The sequence below is a fragment of the Streptomyces sp. UNOC14_S4 genome (assembly GCF_020740835.1).
Classification (GTDB): Bacteria; Actinomycetota; Actinomycetes; order Streptomycetales; family Streptomycetaceae; genus Streptomyces.
The window spans coordinates 13604-29654 of the sequence record NZ_JAINFC010000026.1; the positions used below are offsets into that span (position 1 = coordinate 13604).

A 16051-nucleotide genomic window follows, 5' to 3' on the forward strand; every position below is an offset into this window, starting at 1 on the left:
CACTAGCGTCCGCGGTGACCATGTGGGTACGGACCGTGAGGTGAGCCCCCGTGAAGACGCGAGGCATCGACAACCCGCCCATCTCCTGGCGCTACTGCGGCGACCAGGTCAGACTCTGGCGTCACATCGCCGGCGTCAGCCGCGAGGAACTGGCCACGGAGGCCAGCTACTCCGTCGAGACGGTGAGATCGATGGAGCAGGGTCGGCGCAAGCCGACGAAGCAGCTGCTGGAGGCGGCGGATCAGTTGTGCGGGGCAAAGGGGCTGCTGCTGGCGGCTTGTCCTTATATGGGGCCGGAGGTGGTGCAGCCGCGCTATCCGGAGTTCATCGCGGCCGAGGCCGAAGCGGTGGCTGTGCATGGCTTCGAGCTGGTGCTGATTCCCGGACTTCTGCAGATTGAGGACTATGCTCGGTCGCTGATCGCTGGCCAGTGCCCTCCGGTTGACGACGAGACCGTCGAGCAGCGATTGCAGTTCCGGATGGACAGGCAGGAGCTGCTGAAGAAGCCGACGACGCTGTTCACTTACGTGATCTACGAAGCTGCGCTACGGACCCTTGTGGGTGGCCCAGAAGTGATGAGGAGGCAGCTCCAGCATCTGCTGGACGTGGGAGAGCAGCGCAACGTGTTCATCCAGGTGCTGCCATTCAGCGTTGGGCGGCATCCCGGGCTCGACGGCTCCTTCACGATGCTGGAGGGGGCGGAACATGAGCGCGTCGGGTACGAGGAAGGCCAAGTGGTCGCCGAGTTGCACGGGGGCGCGGAAGCTCTCAACGACCTCACGAATCGACTGGCGCTGATCCGTATGCAAGCCCTCAGCGAGGAGCAGAGCAGGAGATTCATCAGAAAGATGATGGAGGAACTGTGAGCGCTGAGCGGTCGTGGTGCAAGTCCAGTTACAGCGACAGTACGGGGACGGGGAACTGTGTCGAATTAGCTCGCTACTGGCATAAAGCCAGCTACGGCGACTCCACGACAGGCAACTGTGTCGAGTTCGCCCACTGCTGGCGCAAGCCGAGCTACAGCAACGACAGGTCGGGTGGCAACTGTCTGGAGACCGCCACCGCACCGGGTGCCATACGCATACGCGACTCGAAAACCACCGGCAGCCCACGACAGCGAATGGCCGTACCGGCCCACGCCTGGTCCGAATTCGTCACCCACGCCGCCACCTGAGGTGGCTCCCTGCGTCGGTACAGCGAATCCCTGCGCTGTACAGCGCGGGCGCTGTACGGTGGTGTCATGTCGAGACACGTCACGATCCGCTTGGACGAAGAGTTCCACGACCAGCTGAAGGCACGCGCCGAGGCGCAGGGCACCACGGTCACCGCGCTGATCACCGAGGCGACGAAGCGCGAGCTGGACGAGGACCGGGAAATGTTCCTCGACGGGGTCGAGGAGTTCGCCGAGCATTGGGACTACTTCCAGGAGCGATTCGGCAAGTGAAGATCACGATGGAGTGGGCGTGGAGCGCCTTGGCGCATCACCTTCCCTCCGACCCGACCGTGTGGGACGCGTCGGCGGTGGTGGCGGCCGTTGCCCGTCACCAGAACGACCTGGTGCTCGTCGCGGAGCGGCCTGCGCCGGACACCGCCTGGCGGGCCGCCGCGTTCCTGCACACCCTGGCCGTCTGCCCGGCCCTGGACTCCCCTATGAACGAGTTCTACGCGGCGGCCGCCACCCGCTCGTACCTCCGGGTCGCGGGGGCCAAGGAACTGCCTTCGCCCGTGCTCCTCGCCGACTTGGTCGACGAGGCTAAGGCCGGCCGCGCGGGCGTCTTCGCGATCGCGGAGCGATTGCGGGCCGCTTTGCCGTGATCAGCGCGGGCGGGAGGGGATCTCGTCTGTGTCGTTGTCTCTGACACTGATCAACGGGACAGGGCACCGGTGTGTCAGTTCCACCCATCGAGAGAGACCTGGGGACCGCCCGTGAGGTGGTGGCGGAGCGCGCGGGCGGTGGTGTCCACGAAGTCCTCGGGAACGGAGGAGACGTCCACCCAAGCGACGCGAGCGTGCTTCCGGGGCTCCCGATTCTCCGGTTCGCCTTTCCACTCGTGCGTCACGAAGACGACGGTGAGGAATCCATGAGGCGCCTCGACTCCCCAGGCGCTGTGGATGACATGGGCGACTTCGAGCGATTCCGGGTCGACGCTCAATCCCGTTTCCTCGCGGAGCTCGCGTACCGCGGTCTCGGTGATCGGCTCGCCGGGTTCGCTCTTACCGACCGGCAGGTCCCACAGGCCCTGGGCAAATTTCGCCTCGCGGCTGCGCTGGAGCAGGAGGACACGATCGGTGGCCGTGTCGTGGACGATGACGGCCGCGACCAGAAGTGTCATGGAATCGACAGCGGGTTCGAGCTTGCTCTGCCGCTGGTCGGTCTTCTGCTGAGTCACAGTGCGTCCCTTCGACGGCCGGTCATGGGGGATGTTAGGCCAGCGCCTCGCGGGCTCGGCGCGCGAGTTCCGCGGCGCCCGGAACTTTGCGCCGTTGGTAGACGGCGAGGGTCGATCGGATCGACGCGAGGTGCAACGCCAGATCTTCAAGGGCGGCAGCAGGGTCGGGTGCCGCGTCGACGCGCTCCGTCAGGCGGCGCGTCTCGGCACCGGGCCACAGGTCGGCGAGGTCGACACGCTGGTCCCGCAGCTCGTGCGCGGGCACGCCGAGCAGGGCGGGGGCAGTGCCGGGAGGGAAGCGGACGCCCGCCCACGGGCCCTGCGCGCCGGGGCCGGGGCGGTACGCGCGCGTGTCGGGCCCGGCGACGAGCAGTCTGCCCCCGGTCCACAGCAGGTCCATGCAGCCATCAGGCAGCACCACGGGCCCCGCCCCGTCGGCACCCGGGCTGACGGCTCCCCGCGTCCACACGACCGCGTCCGGCAGCCGGGACGCGCGCTCTGCGTACGTGGAGGACACAAAAGGAACCGAGCGCGGGCTCAGCTCAACTTCGAGAGCAGGTCCACGATCCGGCCCTGGACCTCCGCGCTGGTCGAGCGTTCCGCGAGGAAGAGGACCGTCTCGCCTGCGGCGAGCAGGGCCAGTTGGGTGGGGTCGATGCCCGCCGACGTGTAGACGACCAGCGGGGTGCGGGTCAGGAGGCCGTTGCCGCGGAGCCAGTCGACGATGCCCGCGCGGCGGCGGCGTACCTGCATGAGGTCCATGACGACGAGGTTCGGCCGCAGCTGCCCGGCGAGGGCGACCGCTTCCGCGTCGGCCGCGGCACGCGCCACCTGCATGCCGCGCCGCTCCAGCGTGGCCGTCAACGCGTCCGCGATCGGCTCGTGTTCCTCGATCAGCAGGACCCGCGGCGGGTGCATCTCGCTGTCGCGCGGGGCCAGGGCCTTGAGGAGGACGGCCGGGTCGGCACCGTACGCCGCTTCCTTCGCCGCCTGGCCCAGACCGGCCGTCACCAGCACCGGGACCTCCGCCTCGACGGCGGCCTCGCGCAGCGACTGGAGTGCGGTGCGCGTGATCGGGCCGGTCAGCGGGTCGACGAACAGCGCGGCCGGGTACGCCGCGATCTGCGCGTTCACCTCCTCGCGCGAGTGCACGATCACCGGGCGGTAGCCGCGTTCGGTGAGCGCCGTCTGCGTGGAGGGGTCGGGCGCGGGCCAGACCAGCAGCCGGCGCGGGTTGTCCAGCGGCTCCGGCGGCAGCTCGTCGTCCATCGGCGGCCGGGGGGCGTTGACCTCGACGACGCCGTTCGGGCCGTCGAGCGGTTCGGGGCCCTCCGAGCCCTCGTCCGGTGCCCCTATGGCGAAGGCCCGGCCCTGCGGCGGCGCACCGGCGGGGGTCTGCGGCTTGGGGACGGCGGCCGACGGGGTGTGCGTCTGCCGTTCGCCACCCTCGGCGGGGTTGCCCAGCTTGCGGCGGCGCCCCGAACCGGCGGCGGGCGCGCCGACCGGCGTACCGGCGGCGGGCGTCTCCCCACCGGGGCCCTGCCCGAGCGTGCGCACGCTGATCGGCTGTGCGGCGGCCTCGCCCGCGGGGGCTGCGCCCGGCTCCTCGGCGAGGGCGCGGCGCGCGCGGCGCCGACCCGTTCCGGCGGGCGCGGCGGCAGCGGCGGCGGCAGCCGCGACAGCGGTCTCGGCCTCGGCCCCGGTCTCGGCCGACGCCTCGGCCGTGCCGAGCGGTGTGGTGGGCGGTGTACCGGGCGGTGTGGCGGTGTTCGGCCTGCCTTCGGCGCCGCCGTGCTCCGGGTGCGAAGCGGCGGGACCGCCGGAGGGCACGGGGTCGCCCGGGTGCGCGGAACCGTACGGCGTCGCCGCGCCGGGCCCCGGGTTCGGCCGGGCCGGGCCGTCGTGCGGCGCGGCGTCGGGCACGCCGCTGCCGGGTGCTCCGGGAGCTCCGGGAGCTCCGGGTGCGGCGTACGGCGCGGGCTGCTGTCCGGGGGCCGCCGGGTACGGGCCGGGGGCACCGTGATCCGCGTGTGCGCGCGGAGTCTGGGGCTGGGCCGGAATCGGGGCCGGAGCGGGAGCGGGACCGGGACCGGGTACGGGAGGCACGCCGGGGGCGCCGCCGGGCAGCGGCGTGGCAGTGCCGGGAGCACCGCTGTTCGCCGCCGTCGGGACCGTCGTATCCGGAGCGGCAGGGGGCACCGGATTCGCAGGATTCGCAGGCGCCGTGGGAGCCACAGGGATCGCCGGCGTCGCGGCCGCAGCCGCCTCCGCCGCCCCACCGGCCCCACCGGCCGCATCGTCCATCGGCCTGCGCGGCGCGCCCGGCAGCGCGTGTGCCTGCGCCTGTTGCACTTGCTGTGCCTGCGGTGCCTGCTGTGTCCGCTCCGCCGGTGCGCGGTCGGCGGCGGCCGGGGGGAGGGCGAACGCGGTCCGCGGGACGTCCGGTTCGGCGTTGGCCTGGCCCGGGATCGGGCGCTCGGGGGTCTCCGTGGCGGCGGCGACCCGCCGGGCACGGCGGCCGGTGGGCGCGGCTTGTGCCTGGGCCTGTGCCTGGGCCTGGGCCCCGGTGGGGGAGTCGGGTGTGCGGTCGGCCTCAGCGGGAGGCAGCGCGAACGGCGTACGCGGCGCCTCCGGCTCGACGGGCCGCTGCTCGCGCCGGGCGCGGCGGCCGGTCGGCGCGGGCGTGCCCTGCGGCGGTACGAGTCCGCCGCCCTGAACGGCCTGGGCCTGGGCACCCTCGGCTCCCGGGCCCCGCCCGTGCCTGCCCTCGCGGCCCTCCGCCCCGTCGGGCTGCTCCTCCTCGCTGCTGGGCTTGCCCCGGCGACGCCCGGTCGGCTGCGGCTGCTGCTGAGGCGGCACCGTCTCCTCCGCCTTCGGCGCGGCAGGCGCCGGGACGGGAGCGACAGGGGGGACAACAGGAGGGACAGGCACGGCCTTCGGGGCCTGAGCCTGGATCGGAGCCTGGTTCGGGGGCTGGTTCGAGGACTGGCCCGGCGCCTGAAGCGGAGACGGCACCTGAACCGGGGCCTGAACCGGGGCCTGGGTCCGGACCGGAGCCGGCCCCTGAGCCGGGCGCTCCCCAGCACCCGCACCCGTGCCTGCACCCGCGCCCGCGCCCACGGGGGGCTGCTGCGCCGTGCCGCGCGCCCGCTGCGCGGGCACCGGCATGACCGTCGTCGAGCTCATCGTGTCCGGGCCCGTCCGCCGCTCGGTGGACGGGGGCACCGGGCCGCCCTTGGCCGAGACCGGGACCTCCAGGACGTACGCGGGGCCGCCCGCACCCGGCATCTCGTGCGTCTGGAGCACGCCGCCGTGCGCGCGGACGATGCCGCGTACGAGGGGACCGTGGACCGGGTCGCCGCCCGCGTACGGGCCGCGCACCTCGACCCGTACGACCTCACCGCGCTGTGCCGCCGCGACGACGATCGTCGAGTCGCCCGCGCCACCGGCGCCGGCGGCGGAGGCCGCGGCGGACGGGCTGCCCGTGGCGTCGACGCCCGCGACGTCCGCGATCAGATGGGCGAGGGCGCGGGCGAACAGCTCGGGGTCGACCTCCGCGTCGATCTTGGGGGCGTGCACGGCGAACTGTGCCCGGCCGGGGCCGATCAGCTCGACGGCGCCCTCGACGCCCGCGGCCACGACCTCGTCCAGCGGCACGCCTTCCTTGGCGAGCTTGGCCTCACCTGCGTCCAGCCGCTGGAAGGCCAGGACATTGTCGATCAGAGTGGACATCCGGCCGTAACCGGCCGAAAGGTGATGAAGGATCTGATTGGCCTCGGGCCACAGCTGCCCGGCCGGGTCGTCGGCCAGGGTGCCGAGCTCTCCGCGCAGTTGCTCCAGCGGCCCCCGCAGCGAGCTCTCCAGCATGGCCACGAGCTGCGCGTGGCGGGCGGCCAGCGCGTCGTACGGCCGCCGGTCGGTGAACGTCATCACCGCGCCGACGAGCTGGTCGCCGTCGCGCACCGGGGCGGTCGTCAGGTCGACGGGCACCGCGCGCCCGTCCTTCGCCCACAGCACCTGCCCGCGCACCCGGTGCTTTCGCCCGGACCGCAGCGTGTCGGCGATCGGCGACTCCTCGTACGGGAACGGCGTGCCGTCCGCGCGCGAGTGGTGCACCAGCGGGTGCAGCTCCTGGCCGCCGAGGTCGCTGGCGCGGTAGCCGAGGATCTGCGCGGCGGACGGATTGACGAGGACGACCTTCCCGGCCGTGTCCACACCGACGACGCCCTCCGCGGCGGCGCGCAGGATCATCTCCGTCTGGCGCTGCTGCCGGGCGAGTTCGGCCTCGGTGTCGAGCGTCCCGGTGAGATCCCGGACGACGATCATGAGCAGCTCGTCGCCGGTGTACGGGTGGTGGTCGGCGTACGGGGTACGGCCGTCCTCCAGGTTGGCGCTGGTCACCTCGACGGGGAACTGGGCGCCGTCGGTACGCCGGGCGATCATCCGGGTCGGCTTGGTGCGGCCGTCGTCGCTGTCGGGCAGCCGCATCGAGCCGGGGATGCGCCGGGAGTCGAAATCCGGCAGCAGCGAGAGCAGTCCGCGCCCCACGAGGCCGGTGCCGGGCGCCTCGAAGGTCTCCAGCGCTATGTGGTTGGCGTTGACGACCGTGCCGTTGCAGTTGACGAGCAACAGCGCGTCGGGGAGGGCATCGAGTATGGCTGCGAGGCGAGCAGTGCCTCGGGATGGCCTGCTGCTCACGACGACGCTTCCTCCCTGGTTACCGCACCTTGCGGACTGCGCCGGAACGGGCGGCGCACTCTTCCACGGCGCCCTCCTGGCGTGTCACTGAAGGGAAGTCTAAAGGCTGCGGAGGCGGGCGCGACGGCGGATGACACGTGCGGCGAGGCGGGGTGGACGACCACCGTCCGGTTGCTCCCCGGCCGCCCGGGGCCCGTTGCGGGGCGTCCCGCCGCAGGCCGGACATGCCTCCCGTGTCACTCCATTTGTCACTCCTTGGGGGCACTCTGCGGGGATACGAGAAGTTCCGAGAACTTGTTCCAGCGGGCGATTTCGCAGCCGTTCGTCCGGTTGAACTGGGCGTGGACCGGACGTCCCGCCCACTTCCCGAAGACGTGCGCGCGCTCCGGACCGCCGTAGACCATTGTGCAGTTCGCGTCCTTGTCCACGGGGGCGAACGGGTCCTTGCCCCACCGGGTCTGTTTGTCGAGCTGTTCGCAGGCGCGGCGCGCGCGCGGATGCGTGCCGCCGTCGGGGTGGCAGTAGAGCTCGTAGCGGCCGTCGGGGCCGCCCGAGTCGGTGATCGTCACCGTGAGGCGGTCGCCGTCGTGCTCCGGGACCGGCAGCGGCATGGGGGCGGCGGAGGCAGCGGGCAGCGCGAGCAGGACAGGGGCCAGCGCGAGAGACGCGAGAGAAAAGAGACGGGTGCGGGTGGCGATGCCGCGGAGGAGGGAGGGGCTCGGGGAGGCGCCGGGTGTGACATGCGGCGTGGCATGCGGCGCGGGGCTCGGTGTGGCACTCGGTACTGGACTCATGGCGGGACTCCGGTGTCCGTGGAGGTACGACGGGCCGCGGCGGCCGTACACCGGTGGTGTGCCCGTACGCCGGTGTGGGCGGACGCACGGACCGGCGTGGCGGCACGGCGAGGGGCCCGAGCGGCCCCTTCCCCCGTCTAACGTCCGAGAACGCAACGCGTTGCGCGCCGGAAACATCTTTGCCCCGGCCGGTGCGGGGCCGGTACCGTAGAAGCGGATTGGTGGTCGGCCGCAAGGCTGTGTCATCATCTGCAAGCACACACCCGCGCATGCGCGTGGTGGATGCGTGGAGGCGTCGCCTAGTCCGGTCTATGGCGCCGCACTGCTAATGCGGTTTGGGACTTAAATCCCATCGAGGGTTCAAATCCCTCCGCCTCCGCCGAGTGGCCCCGGTCGTCCTGCTGGACGGCCGGGGCTTCTTTGTTTCCGATCGTGGCTTCCGATCGCGCCTTCCGATCGTGGCTTTCGATCGCGGGGGCACCGGATCCGCTCCCCGCCGATCTCCTCCCGGACTCCTCCGGGCTCCCGGCCCGATCTCCCGGAGGCCGGCCACGATCGCGCCTGCGGGGCGTTTTCGCAGGTCAGGGCAGGTGCGGCTAATGGATTTCGCGTCCCGGCGGAGTTCATGTAATGTTGTCCACGCAACGCCGACCGGCAAGAAAAACCGCCGGGAAGCCGAGCGCTCGTAGCTTAACGGATAGAGCACTTGACTACGGATCAAGAGGTTGCAGGTTCGAATCCTGCCGAGCGCACTGTTGAAAGACCGCTCCCATCTGATGGGTCCGGGACTTTCGACCGTCGCGGGGTGGAGCAGCTCGGTAGCTCGCTGGGCTCATAACCCAGAGGTCGCAGGTTCAAATCCTGTCCCCGCTACTGCGACAGCAGGCCCGGTACTCTTCGGAGTGCCGGGCCTGCTCCGTTTTCACTTCCACTTCCGGCGCTACGGCTGTAACGCCCGTCACATATGCAGGGGCAGGGCCCCGGCCAGCGCGCGCCACTCGGCCAGCGGGAGCTCGCCCGCCTTGCGGCGGGCCGGGTCCAGGACGACCTGGACGGCCAGATGATCGGCTCCGGCGGCGAGGAACGCGTCCGCGCGGGCGCGGGCCGCCTCCGTGTCCCCGAGCGCGAAGACCGCGTCCAGCAGCCGGTCGCTGCCGCCCGCCTCGAAGTCCCGCTCGGTGAAGCCGAGCCGCAGCAGGTTCTTCGTGTAGTTCGGCATCGGCAGGTAGAAGGCCAGATGGTCGCGGGCCGCGGCGCGGGCGCGCGCGAGGTCGTCGTCGAGGACGACCTTCAGCTCCGGAGCCAGGACCGCGTCGTCACCGAGCAGCTCGCGGGCGCGCGCCGTGTGCTCGGCGGTCACGAGATACGGCAGGCAGCCCGCGGCCCGGTCGCGGGCGAGCCGCAGCATGCGCGGGCCCAGCGCGGCCAGCATCCGCCGCCCCGGGAGCGGGCCGAGCGGGGAGTCGTCCAGCTCGTCCAGGTACGCCTTCATCGCCGAGTACGGCTTGGTCCAGCCCGTGACCATGTGGGCGTGGCTGACGCCCAGGCCGACGACCAGCCGCTCGCGCAGGGCGGGCGGCAGCGCGGCGTACGCGGCGGCCACTTCGGCCGCCGGGTGCTGCCAGATGCTGATGATGCTCGTGCCGACCGTGACGTGCTCCGTCGCCCGGAGGATGTGGGCCGCCCGGGTGACGTCCGGGCTGCCGCCGACCCAGAGCGTGCCGTAGCCCAGGGCCTCCAACTCCGCCGCCGCTGCCGCGACTTCGCCGAGCCGCTCCGCGTTGTCGGGGGCGTCGGGATCGTCCACCCGGAGGTCGGTGCTCCAGACCCCGATCCTGCCGAGGTCCCTGCCGATCACTGTGTGTGCCATGCGGCGATCATCGCGGATTCTCAGAAGAATCACAGGGAGCCGAAAGGGGCCTTTCACCCGGCGTCGCCAGGATGCCGGTCCATGACCTCCCTTTCGCACTCCGCGCGTACGGAACCGCTCCACGACGACGGAAGCGCCGTACGGGTCCTGGTCGTCGACGACGAGGCATCGCCGGCCGAACTGCTGTGCCTGGCCCTGCGCTACGAGGGCTGGGATGTGCGCACCGCCGCGGACGGCGCGTCCGCGCTGCGCATGGCGCGGGACTTCCGCCCCGACGTCGTCATCCTCGACGTCATGCTGCCCGACATGGACGGGCTGACCGTCCTCGGCCGGCTGCGGCGCGAGCGCGCCGACGTGCCGGTGCTCTTCCTCACCGCCAAGGACTCCGTCGAGGACCGCATCGCCGGGCTCACGGCGGGCGGCGACGACTACGTCACCAAGCCGTTCAGCCTGGAGGAGGTCGTGGCCCGGCTGCGCGGGCTGCTGCGGCGCGCCCGCGCGGTGGCGCCGCGGGCCGAGTCCGTCCTGACCGTCGGCGACCTCGTCCTGGACGAGGACAGCCACGAGGTGTCGCGGGGCGGTACGGAGATCCACCTGACCGCCACCGAGTTCGAGCTGCTGCGGTTCCTGATGCGGAATCCGCGGCGCGTGCTCAGCAAGCCGCAGATCCTGGACCGGGTGTGGTCCTACGACTTCGGGGGGCGGGCGAATGTGGTGGAGCTCTACATCTCGTATCTGCGGCGGAAGATCGATGCGGGGCGGGAGCCGATGATTCATACGCGGCGGGGGGTCGGGTACGTCCTTAAGCCGACCGCGATGTGATCCCCCACCTCGCCGGGCCACCCACCAGGGGCTCCGCGCCTATTGGGGTGCGTCTTGCGCTGCGCGCGCGTCTGCGGCCCCGGTGGGGGCTTGTCGCGCAGTTCCCCGCGCCCCTGAAAAGCCGCCTGCGAGCTCGGTCGCCCATGTCCGTCCGGCGACTGCGCGAGAAGCCCCGCCCACCCGCAGACGAAGTGCCCCAGGAGAAGCCCGGGAAAAAGCCGTTGTACGGCGTAGAGGAACTCTTGTACGGTGTACGACGCCAGTGAGTCGTACACCGTACAAGGGGGACCCCGCATGACTGCCACGACCACGAGTTCATCCGGAACCGCGGAGCAACGGCCGCCGCGGAACCCCGCGCGGTGGCTGATCCTCGGCGTCATCTGTCTCGCGCAGCTCACCGTCCTGCTGGACAACACGATCCTGACCGTGGCGGTCCCGTCCCTCACGTCGGAGCTCGGTGCCTCCACCGCGGACGTGCAGTGGATGCTCAACGCCTATTCGCTGGTGCAGGCGGGGCTGCTGCTCACCGCGGGCAACGCCGCCGACCGCTACGGCCGCAAGAAGATGCTGGCCACCGGTCTCGCCCTGTTCGGCATCGGCTCGCTCGTCGCCGGTCTCGCCCAGAGCACCGGGCAGCTGATAGCCGCCCGCGCGGGCATGGGCATAGGCGGTGCGCTGCTGATGACCACGACGCTCGCCGTCGTCGTCCAGGTCTTCGACGACGAGGAGCGCACCAAGGCCATCGGCCTGTGGGGCGCGGTGAGCTCGCTCGGCTTCGCCGCCGGGCCGCTCATCGGCGGCGCGCTGCTCAACCACTTCTGGTGGGGCTCGGTCTTCCTGATCAACCTGCCGGTGGCGGTGGTCGGCCTGGTGGCCGTCCTCAAGCTCGTGCCCGAGTCCAAGAACCCCACCGGTGACCGGCCGGACCTGATGGGCGCGGTCCTGTCCACCTTCGGCATGACCGGTGTCACCTTCGCGATCATCTCCGGCCCGGCGTACGGCTGGACGTCCGGCCGGGTTCTCGTCTCCGCCGTGATCGGCGCCGTGATGCTCGCCGCGTTCGCGCTGTGGGAGCGGCGGGTGCCGTATCCGATGCTGGACATGACGTTCTTCCGCAACAGCCGCTTCGTGGGCGCCGTCGCGGGCGGCATCCTGGTGGCCTTCGGCATGGGCGGCTCGTTCTTCCTGCTCACCCAGCACCTCCAGCTCGTGCTCGGCTACGACCCGCTGGAGACCGGCCTGCGGATGACGCCGCTGGCCCTGGTGATCGTGGTCCTCAACCTGACGGGCGTGGGCGCGCGGCTGCTGCCGAAGGTGGGCACGCCGGTCGCCATCGCCGGTGGCATGGGCCTGCTCGCGGCCGGTCTGCTGTCGATCGCGGTGCTGGGGGCGCACGGCTACGGGGGCATGTTCCTCGGCCTGGTGCTGATGGGTGTCGGCATCGCGCTCTCGATGCCGGCCATGGCCAACGCGATCATGTCGGCGATCCCCCCGGAGAAGGCGGGCGTGGGCGCGGGCGTCAACGGCACGCTCCAGGAGTGCGGCAACGGCCTGGGCGTGGCGGTGCTGGGCGCCGTCCTCAACTCGCGCTTCGCGGCGCTGGTGCCCGCGGTGGCGGCGGGGGCGGGGTCGCTGCCGGCGGCGCTCTCCCGTGCGCACTCGGCGTCCGACGTCGCGGGGATCCGTGACGCGTTCGCCTCCGGCGTGCAGTCGAGTCAGCTGGTGGGGGCGGCGGCGGTCTTCGCGGGCGGTGTGGTGGCGGCGGTCCTGCTGCGTCGTGCGGAGCGCGCGACGGGGTGACCGCCCCGCGGCAGGTGACCCACCGGGGTCTCCGCCCCCGGACCCCCGCGCCCACTGGGCTGCCTCGTGAGCCCGTCTTGCGGCTGCCGGTCGCGTCGTGGCCGGTCGCGCAGTTCCCCGCGCCCCTTACGGGGCTTCGCCCCGGACCCGCGGCCGCGCGCCGAGCGCAAGACGCACCCCAATAGGCACAGCCGAAAACCCGAGCCGCACCCCGCCACATAACCTTCATACGTACGATCACCGCAAAAAGGGAGACCCTGCCATGGCGAGCAGCAAGCGCGGCGGTGCGGAAAAGGCTCAGACCAGCGTCTGGCTGGAGGGCGGCAAGCCGGCGCCGAAGCGCAAAGCGGGGACGGACAGCGGCGGTGGCGCGCTCGATCTGGAGCGGATCGTCACCGAGACCGTCCGTCTGCTCGACGCCGAGGGGCTCGCCAAGTTCTCGATGCGCCGTCTCGCCGCGGCACTGGGCGTCACCGCCATGTCGGTCTACTGGTACGTCGACACCAAGGACGACCTCCTGGAGATCGCCCTCGACGAGGTGCACCGCGAGATGGTGGTCCCCGACACGGCCGCGGCGTCGGACGAGACGGCCGACTGGCGCGCCCAGATGCGCGTGCTCGCCCTTGAATACCGCAAGCTGCTCTCCGGGCACCCCTGGGTGGCCCAGCTGCTGGGGCAGTACCTCAACATCGGCCCGCGTTCGATGGAGTTCTCCAACGTGGCCCTGGCCGTCATCAAGCGCAGTGGCCTGCCGTTCGACGACGTCACCGGCGCGCTGGGGGCCGTGTTCCAGTTCGTCTTCGGCTTCTGCAGCATCGAGGGCCAGTTCAAGGAGCGCTGCCGCGCGACGGGGGAGACCGAGGACGAGTACTTCGAGCGGCTCATGGGGCGGATCTCGGACAGCGGCACTCTCACGGACACCTTCCACGCGGCCGCCGAGCTGGTGGAGACGCAGCGGGAGAGCAAGGTCTCCCTCTCGGAGCGCCGCGAACGCGACTTCCTGTTCGCCCTCGACACGGTGATAGCCGGGATCGAGGTCATGCGCGACCGCGCGTCCGCGTAGAGAAGAGACGCAAAGGCCCCGGTGGGGGCGCGCAGGCCGTCCCCTGCCTGTTCGCGCGCCGCCCACCGGGGCCGTTGCGTCCGGGACCTGTTGTCTGCCGTTCGGGTCCCGGTGTCCGGTCGGCCGTGGCGCGCTCCGCTCGTGTCGCGCCCCCGCCGCCGGGGTCCTGATCAGCCCTGCCGGGCCGGTTCCGCGTCCGCGTCCGTGGCCGGGGCTGCCGTCTCACCCGCGGCCGCGGCCGCCTGCGTGCCGGACTTGGACTTCAGCGCGACCTCCTTGATGAAGAGGGTGATGATGAAGGCCAGCAGCGCGCAGGGCGCGGTGTAGAGGAAGATGTCGCCGACGCCGTGCCCGTACGCGCTCTTGAAGACCGTCTGGAGCGGGGCGGGCAGGGTGTCGATCTTGGGGACGCTGCCGTCGCCGCTGCCGCCCTTGGAGAGCGCCGCCGCGGCCTTGGGGCCGAGGGCGGTGATGCCGTCCTTGATGTAGTGCGGCACCCGGTTGGCGAAGACCGCGCCGAGCGCGGAGACGCCGATCGCACCGCCCAGGGAGCGGAAGAAGACGACGACGGAGCTGGCGGAGCCCAGGTCCTTCGGGGCCACCTGGTTCTGCGTGGCGAGCACCAGGTTCTGCATGATCATGCCGAGGCCGAGGCCGACCAGGGCCATGTAGCAGGCCAGGTGCCAGTACGGGGTGTCGTAGCGCATCGAGCCGAGCAGCCCGAGACCCGCGGTGAGCAGCGCGCCACCGGAGACCAGCCACGCCTTCCAGCGGCCCGTCTTGGTGATGATCTGGCCGGAGACGGTCGACGAGACGAACAGGCCCGCGATCATCGGGATCGTCATCACGCCGGACATGGTCGGCGTCTTGCCGCGGGCGAGCTGGAAGTACTGCGAGAAGAAGACGGTGCCGCTGAACATCGCGACGCCGACGAAGAGGCTCGCGATCGCGGTCAGGGTGATCGTCTTGTTGCGGAACAGCCGCAGCGGGATGATCGGTTCGGCGGCCTTGGACTCGGTCAGGACGAAGAGCCCGGCGAGCGCGATCGAACCGACGACCATGAGAGCGGTCTGCCAGGACAGCCAGTCGTAGTTCTTGCCGGCCAGGGTCACCCAGATCAGCAGCAGGGTCACCGAGGCGGTGATGAAGAAGGCGCCCAGCCAGTCGACCTTGACGTCCCGCTTCACGACCGGGAGCTTCAGCGTCTTCTGGAGCACGATCAGCGCGATGATCGCGAAGGGCACGCCGACGTAGAAGCACCAGCGCCAGCCGAGCCAGTCGGTGTCCGTGATGACGCCGCCGAGCAGCGGGCCGCCGACGGTGGCGACGGCGAAGGTCGCGCCGAGGTAGCCGCTGTAACGGCCGCGCTCGCGCGGGGAGATCATGGCCGCCATGATGATCTGGGCGAGCGCCGTCAGACCGCCGGCGCCGATGCCCTGGACCGCGCGGCAGGCGATCAGGGTGCCGCTGTTCTGCGAGAGACCGGCCACGACGGAGCCGCCGACGTAGATGATCAGGGCTATCTGGACCAGCAGCTTCTTGCTGAACAGGTCGGAGAGCTTGCCCCACAGCGGTGTGGAGGCGGTCATCGCCAGCAGCGAGGCCGTGACCACCCAGGTCAGGGAGGACTGGCTGCCGTGCAGATCGTGGATGATCTCCGGCAGCGCGTTGGAGACGATCGTCGACGACAGGATCGCGACGAACATGCCGAGCAGCAGCCCCGACAGGGCCTCCATGATCTGTCGGTGCGTCATGGGGGCGGCGGTGTCGGAACCGGGCTGGGCTCCGTCTGTGCTGTGTCCGCTCCCCACACCTGCGGGTGTGGTCTTGGCCATGAAAATCCTCTACTGCCGATGGGAAGGGTGTGTGGGGGCCGGGCCGGATCGGATCGGATTGGACCGGGCTGGATTGGACCGGGCTGGATCGGATCGGGCTGGATCGGATCGGGGCGGTCGGCGGTGGGTGCGGCCGCGGGGGTCCGGCCGCACCCACCGGGTCTTTACGGGTGCGGCGCGCGGGCCCGGCAGTCGCCGAAGCTCTCGCGCAACCGCGCCAGCAGCCCGATGAGGGAGCCGAGGTCCTCGTCCGACCAGTCGCGCAGGCAGGAGGCCAGCGCCTCGGTGTAGCGGGTGCCCACCAGCTCCAGCAGCTCCTGTCCCCGGGGGCTGATACGGAGCAGCCGGGACCGCTTGTCCAGGGGGTCGGGGTGCCGGTCGAGCCAGCCGCGGTCGGCGGCGTATGCGACGTGACGGCTCGTCACCGACATGTCGATGGCGAGCAGTTCCGCCAGCTTGCCCATGCGCATCTCGCCGTACTCGTGCAGGAGCGCGAGCACCAGGACCGACGCGGGCGAGGCCTCCGGGGGGAGCGTGCGCCCGAGGTCCCGCCGCACGGCGGCGATCGCCCCGAGCTGGCGGGCGAGCTCCTCGTACTGCTTCCGCTCGGCCACCTGGCCCTCCATTTCGGTTGCTCCGGGCAACCATAAGACCAGAATTTGGTTGCTGAAGGCAAACTAAATTCGGCCTTTACGGGTAAAGAAACCCTCAAGGTCTGTTGGGTGTGATGTAAAGCGGCAGGTGAGGGGTGTGCGAGGGGGGTACGAGGGGTCTGTGGG

General features: G+C 71.5%; 14 protein-coding genes and 3 tRNA genes. 10 read left to right on the plus strand and 7 right to left on the minus strand.

Annotated features, from left to right (window positions below; translation table 11 throughout):
- The first annotated feature begins 50 nt into the window (after window positions 1-50).
- The 4 genes from K6I34_RS04445 to K6I34_RS04460 all read left to right on the plus strand — a co-directional run bounded on the left by K6I34_RS04445 (window position 51) and on the right by K6I34_RS04460 (window position 1815).
- Window positions 51-866, plus strand: coding sequence for a helix-turn-helix transcriptional regulator (locus K6I34_RS04445; RefSeq protein WP_229322740.1), 816 nt, complete (start codon window positions 51-53; stop codon window positions 864-866).
- Window positions 863-1174: a DUF397 domain-containing protein gene (locus K6I34_RS38180; RefSeq protein WP_229322741.1), complete on the plus strand. Its 312-nt coding sequence runs from the start codon at window positions 863-865 to the stop codon at window positions 1172-1174. The genes K6I34_RS04445 and K6I34_RS38180 overlap by 4 nt, the downstream gene beginning before the upstream one ends.
- Window positions 1175-1240: 66 nt before the next feature.
- Window positions 1241-1444, plus strand: coding sequence for a ribbon-helix-helix domain-containing protein (locus K6I34_RS04455; protein ID WP_229322742.1), 204 nt, complete (start codon window positions 1241-1243; stop codon window positions 1442-1444).
- Window positions 1441-1815 (plus strand): hypothetical protein, encoded by a 375-nt coding sequence (locus K6I34_RS04460; protein WP_229322743.1) that lies wholly within the window; start codon window positions 1441-1443, stop codon window positions 1813-1815. The genes K6I34_RS04455 and K6I34_RS04460 overlap by 4 nt, the downstream gene beginning before the upstream one ends.
- 74 nt (window positions 1816-1889) lie before the next feature.
- Here the strand turns inward: K6I34_RS04460 and K6I34_RS04465 are convergent, their stop codons facing one another.
- From K6I34_RS04465 to K6I34_RS04480, 4 genes are all read right to left on the minus strand, one after another.
- Complete coding sequence (locus K6I34_RS04465; protein ID WP_238488151.1) at window positions 1890-2333, minus strand: NUDIX domain-containing protein; 444 nt, start codon at window positions 2331-2333, stop codon at window positions 1890-1892.
- 91 nt (window positions 2334-2424) lie between these two features.
- A complete protein-coding gene (locus tag K6I34_RS04470) occupies window positions 2425-2907 on the minus strand; it encodes a DUF6597 domain-containing transcriptional factor (protein WP_374230798.1) in 483 nt (160 codons plus the stop codon).
- Window positions 2908-2927: 20 nt separating this feature from the next.
- Entirely contained in the window at window positions 2928-7088 is a 4161-nt protein-coding gene (locus K6I34_RS04475; protein WP_229322744.1) for a PAS domain-containing protein, read from the minus strand.
- A 248-nt stretch (window positions 7089-7336) separates the two neighbouring features.
- On the minus strand, window positions 7337-7882 hold the full coding sequence (locus K6I34_RS04480; RefSeq protein ID WP_229322745.1) for an SSI family serine proteinase inhibitor: 546 nt from the start codon (window positions 7880-7882) through the stop codon (window positions 7337-7339).
- A 288-nt stretch (window positions 7883-8170) separates the two neighbouring features.
- Between K6I34_RS04480 and K6I34_RS04485 the strand changes: the two genes are divergently transcribed.
- The 3 genes from K6I34_RS04485 (at window position 8171) to K6I34_RS04495 (ending at window position 8755) form a co-directional block, all read left to right on the plus strand.
- Window positions 8171-8261: transfer RNA gene (locus K6I34_RS04485), tRNA-Ser, on the plus strand.
- A gap of 300 nt (window positions 8262-8561) precedes the next feature.
- A tRNA-Arg gene (locus K6I34_RS04490) sits at window positions 8562-8634 on the plus strand.
- A gap of 47 nt (window positions 8635-8681) precedes the next feature.
- Window positions 8682-8755: transfer RNA gene (locus K6I34_RS04495), tRNA-Met, on the plus strand.
- Window positions 8756-8840: 85 nt separating this feature from the next.
- Here K6I34_RS04495 and K6I34_RS04500 read toward each other — a convergent pair.
- Window positions 8841-9752, minus strand: coding sequence for a TIGR03620 family F420-dependent LLM class oxidoreductase (locus K6I34_RS04500; RefSeq protein ID WP_229322746.1), 912 nt, complete (start codon window positions 9750-9752; stop codon window positions 8841-8843).
- Between the two features lie 81 nt (window positions 9753-9833).
- On the opposite strand from K6I34_RS04500, the gene K6I34_RS04505 reads away from it, so the two are divergent.
- The 3 genes from K6I34_RS04505 (at window position 9834) to K6I34_RS04515 (ending at window position 13437) form a co-directional block, all read left to right on the plus strand.
- Complete coding sequence (locus K6I34_RS04505; RefSeq protein WP_229322747.1) at window positions 9834-10574, plus strand: response regulator transcription factor; 741 nt, start codon at window positions 9834-9836, stop codon at window positions 10572-10574.
- A gap of 294 nt (window positions 10575-10868) precedes the next feature.
- Window positions 10869-12374 (plus strand): MFS transporter, encoded by a 1506-nt coding sequence (locus K6I34_RS04510; RefSeq protein WP_229322748.1) that lies wholly within the window; start codon window positions 10869-10871, stop codon window positions 12372-12374.
- Between the two features lie 262 nt (window positions 12375-12636).
- The gene (locus K6I34_RS04515; RefSeq protein ID WP_229322749.1) at window positions 12637-13437 is read left to right on the plus strand and encodes a TetR/AcrR family transcriptional regulator; all 801 of its coding nucleotides are present in this window, start codon (window positions 12637-12639) and stop codon (window positions 13435-13437) included.
- Between the two features lie 170 nt (window positions 13438-13607).
- On the opposite strand, the gene K6I34_RS04520 is transcribed toward K6I34_RS04515, so the two are convergent.
- Together K6I34_RS04520 and K6I34_RS04525 are read right to left on the minus strand one after the other, a co-directional pair.
- Window positions 13608-15272: an MDR family MFS transporter gene (locus tag K6I34_RS04520; RefSeq protein WP_308293958.1), complete on the minus strand. Its 1665-nt coding sequence runs from the start codon at window positions 15270-15272 to the stop codon at window positions 13608-13610.
- A gap of 164 nt (window positions 15273-15436) precedes the next feature.
- Complete coding sequence (locus K6I34_RS04525; protein ID WP_229322750.1) at window positions 15437-15886, minus strand: MarR family winged helix-turn-helix transcriptional regulator; 450 nt, start codon at window positions 15884-15886, stop codon at window positions 15437-15439.
- Between the last annotated feature and the right edge of the window lie 165 nt (window positions 15887-16051).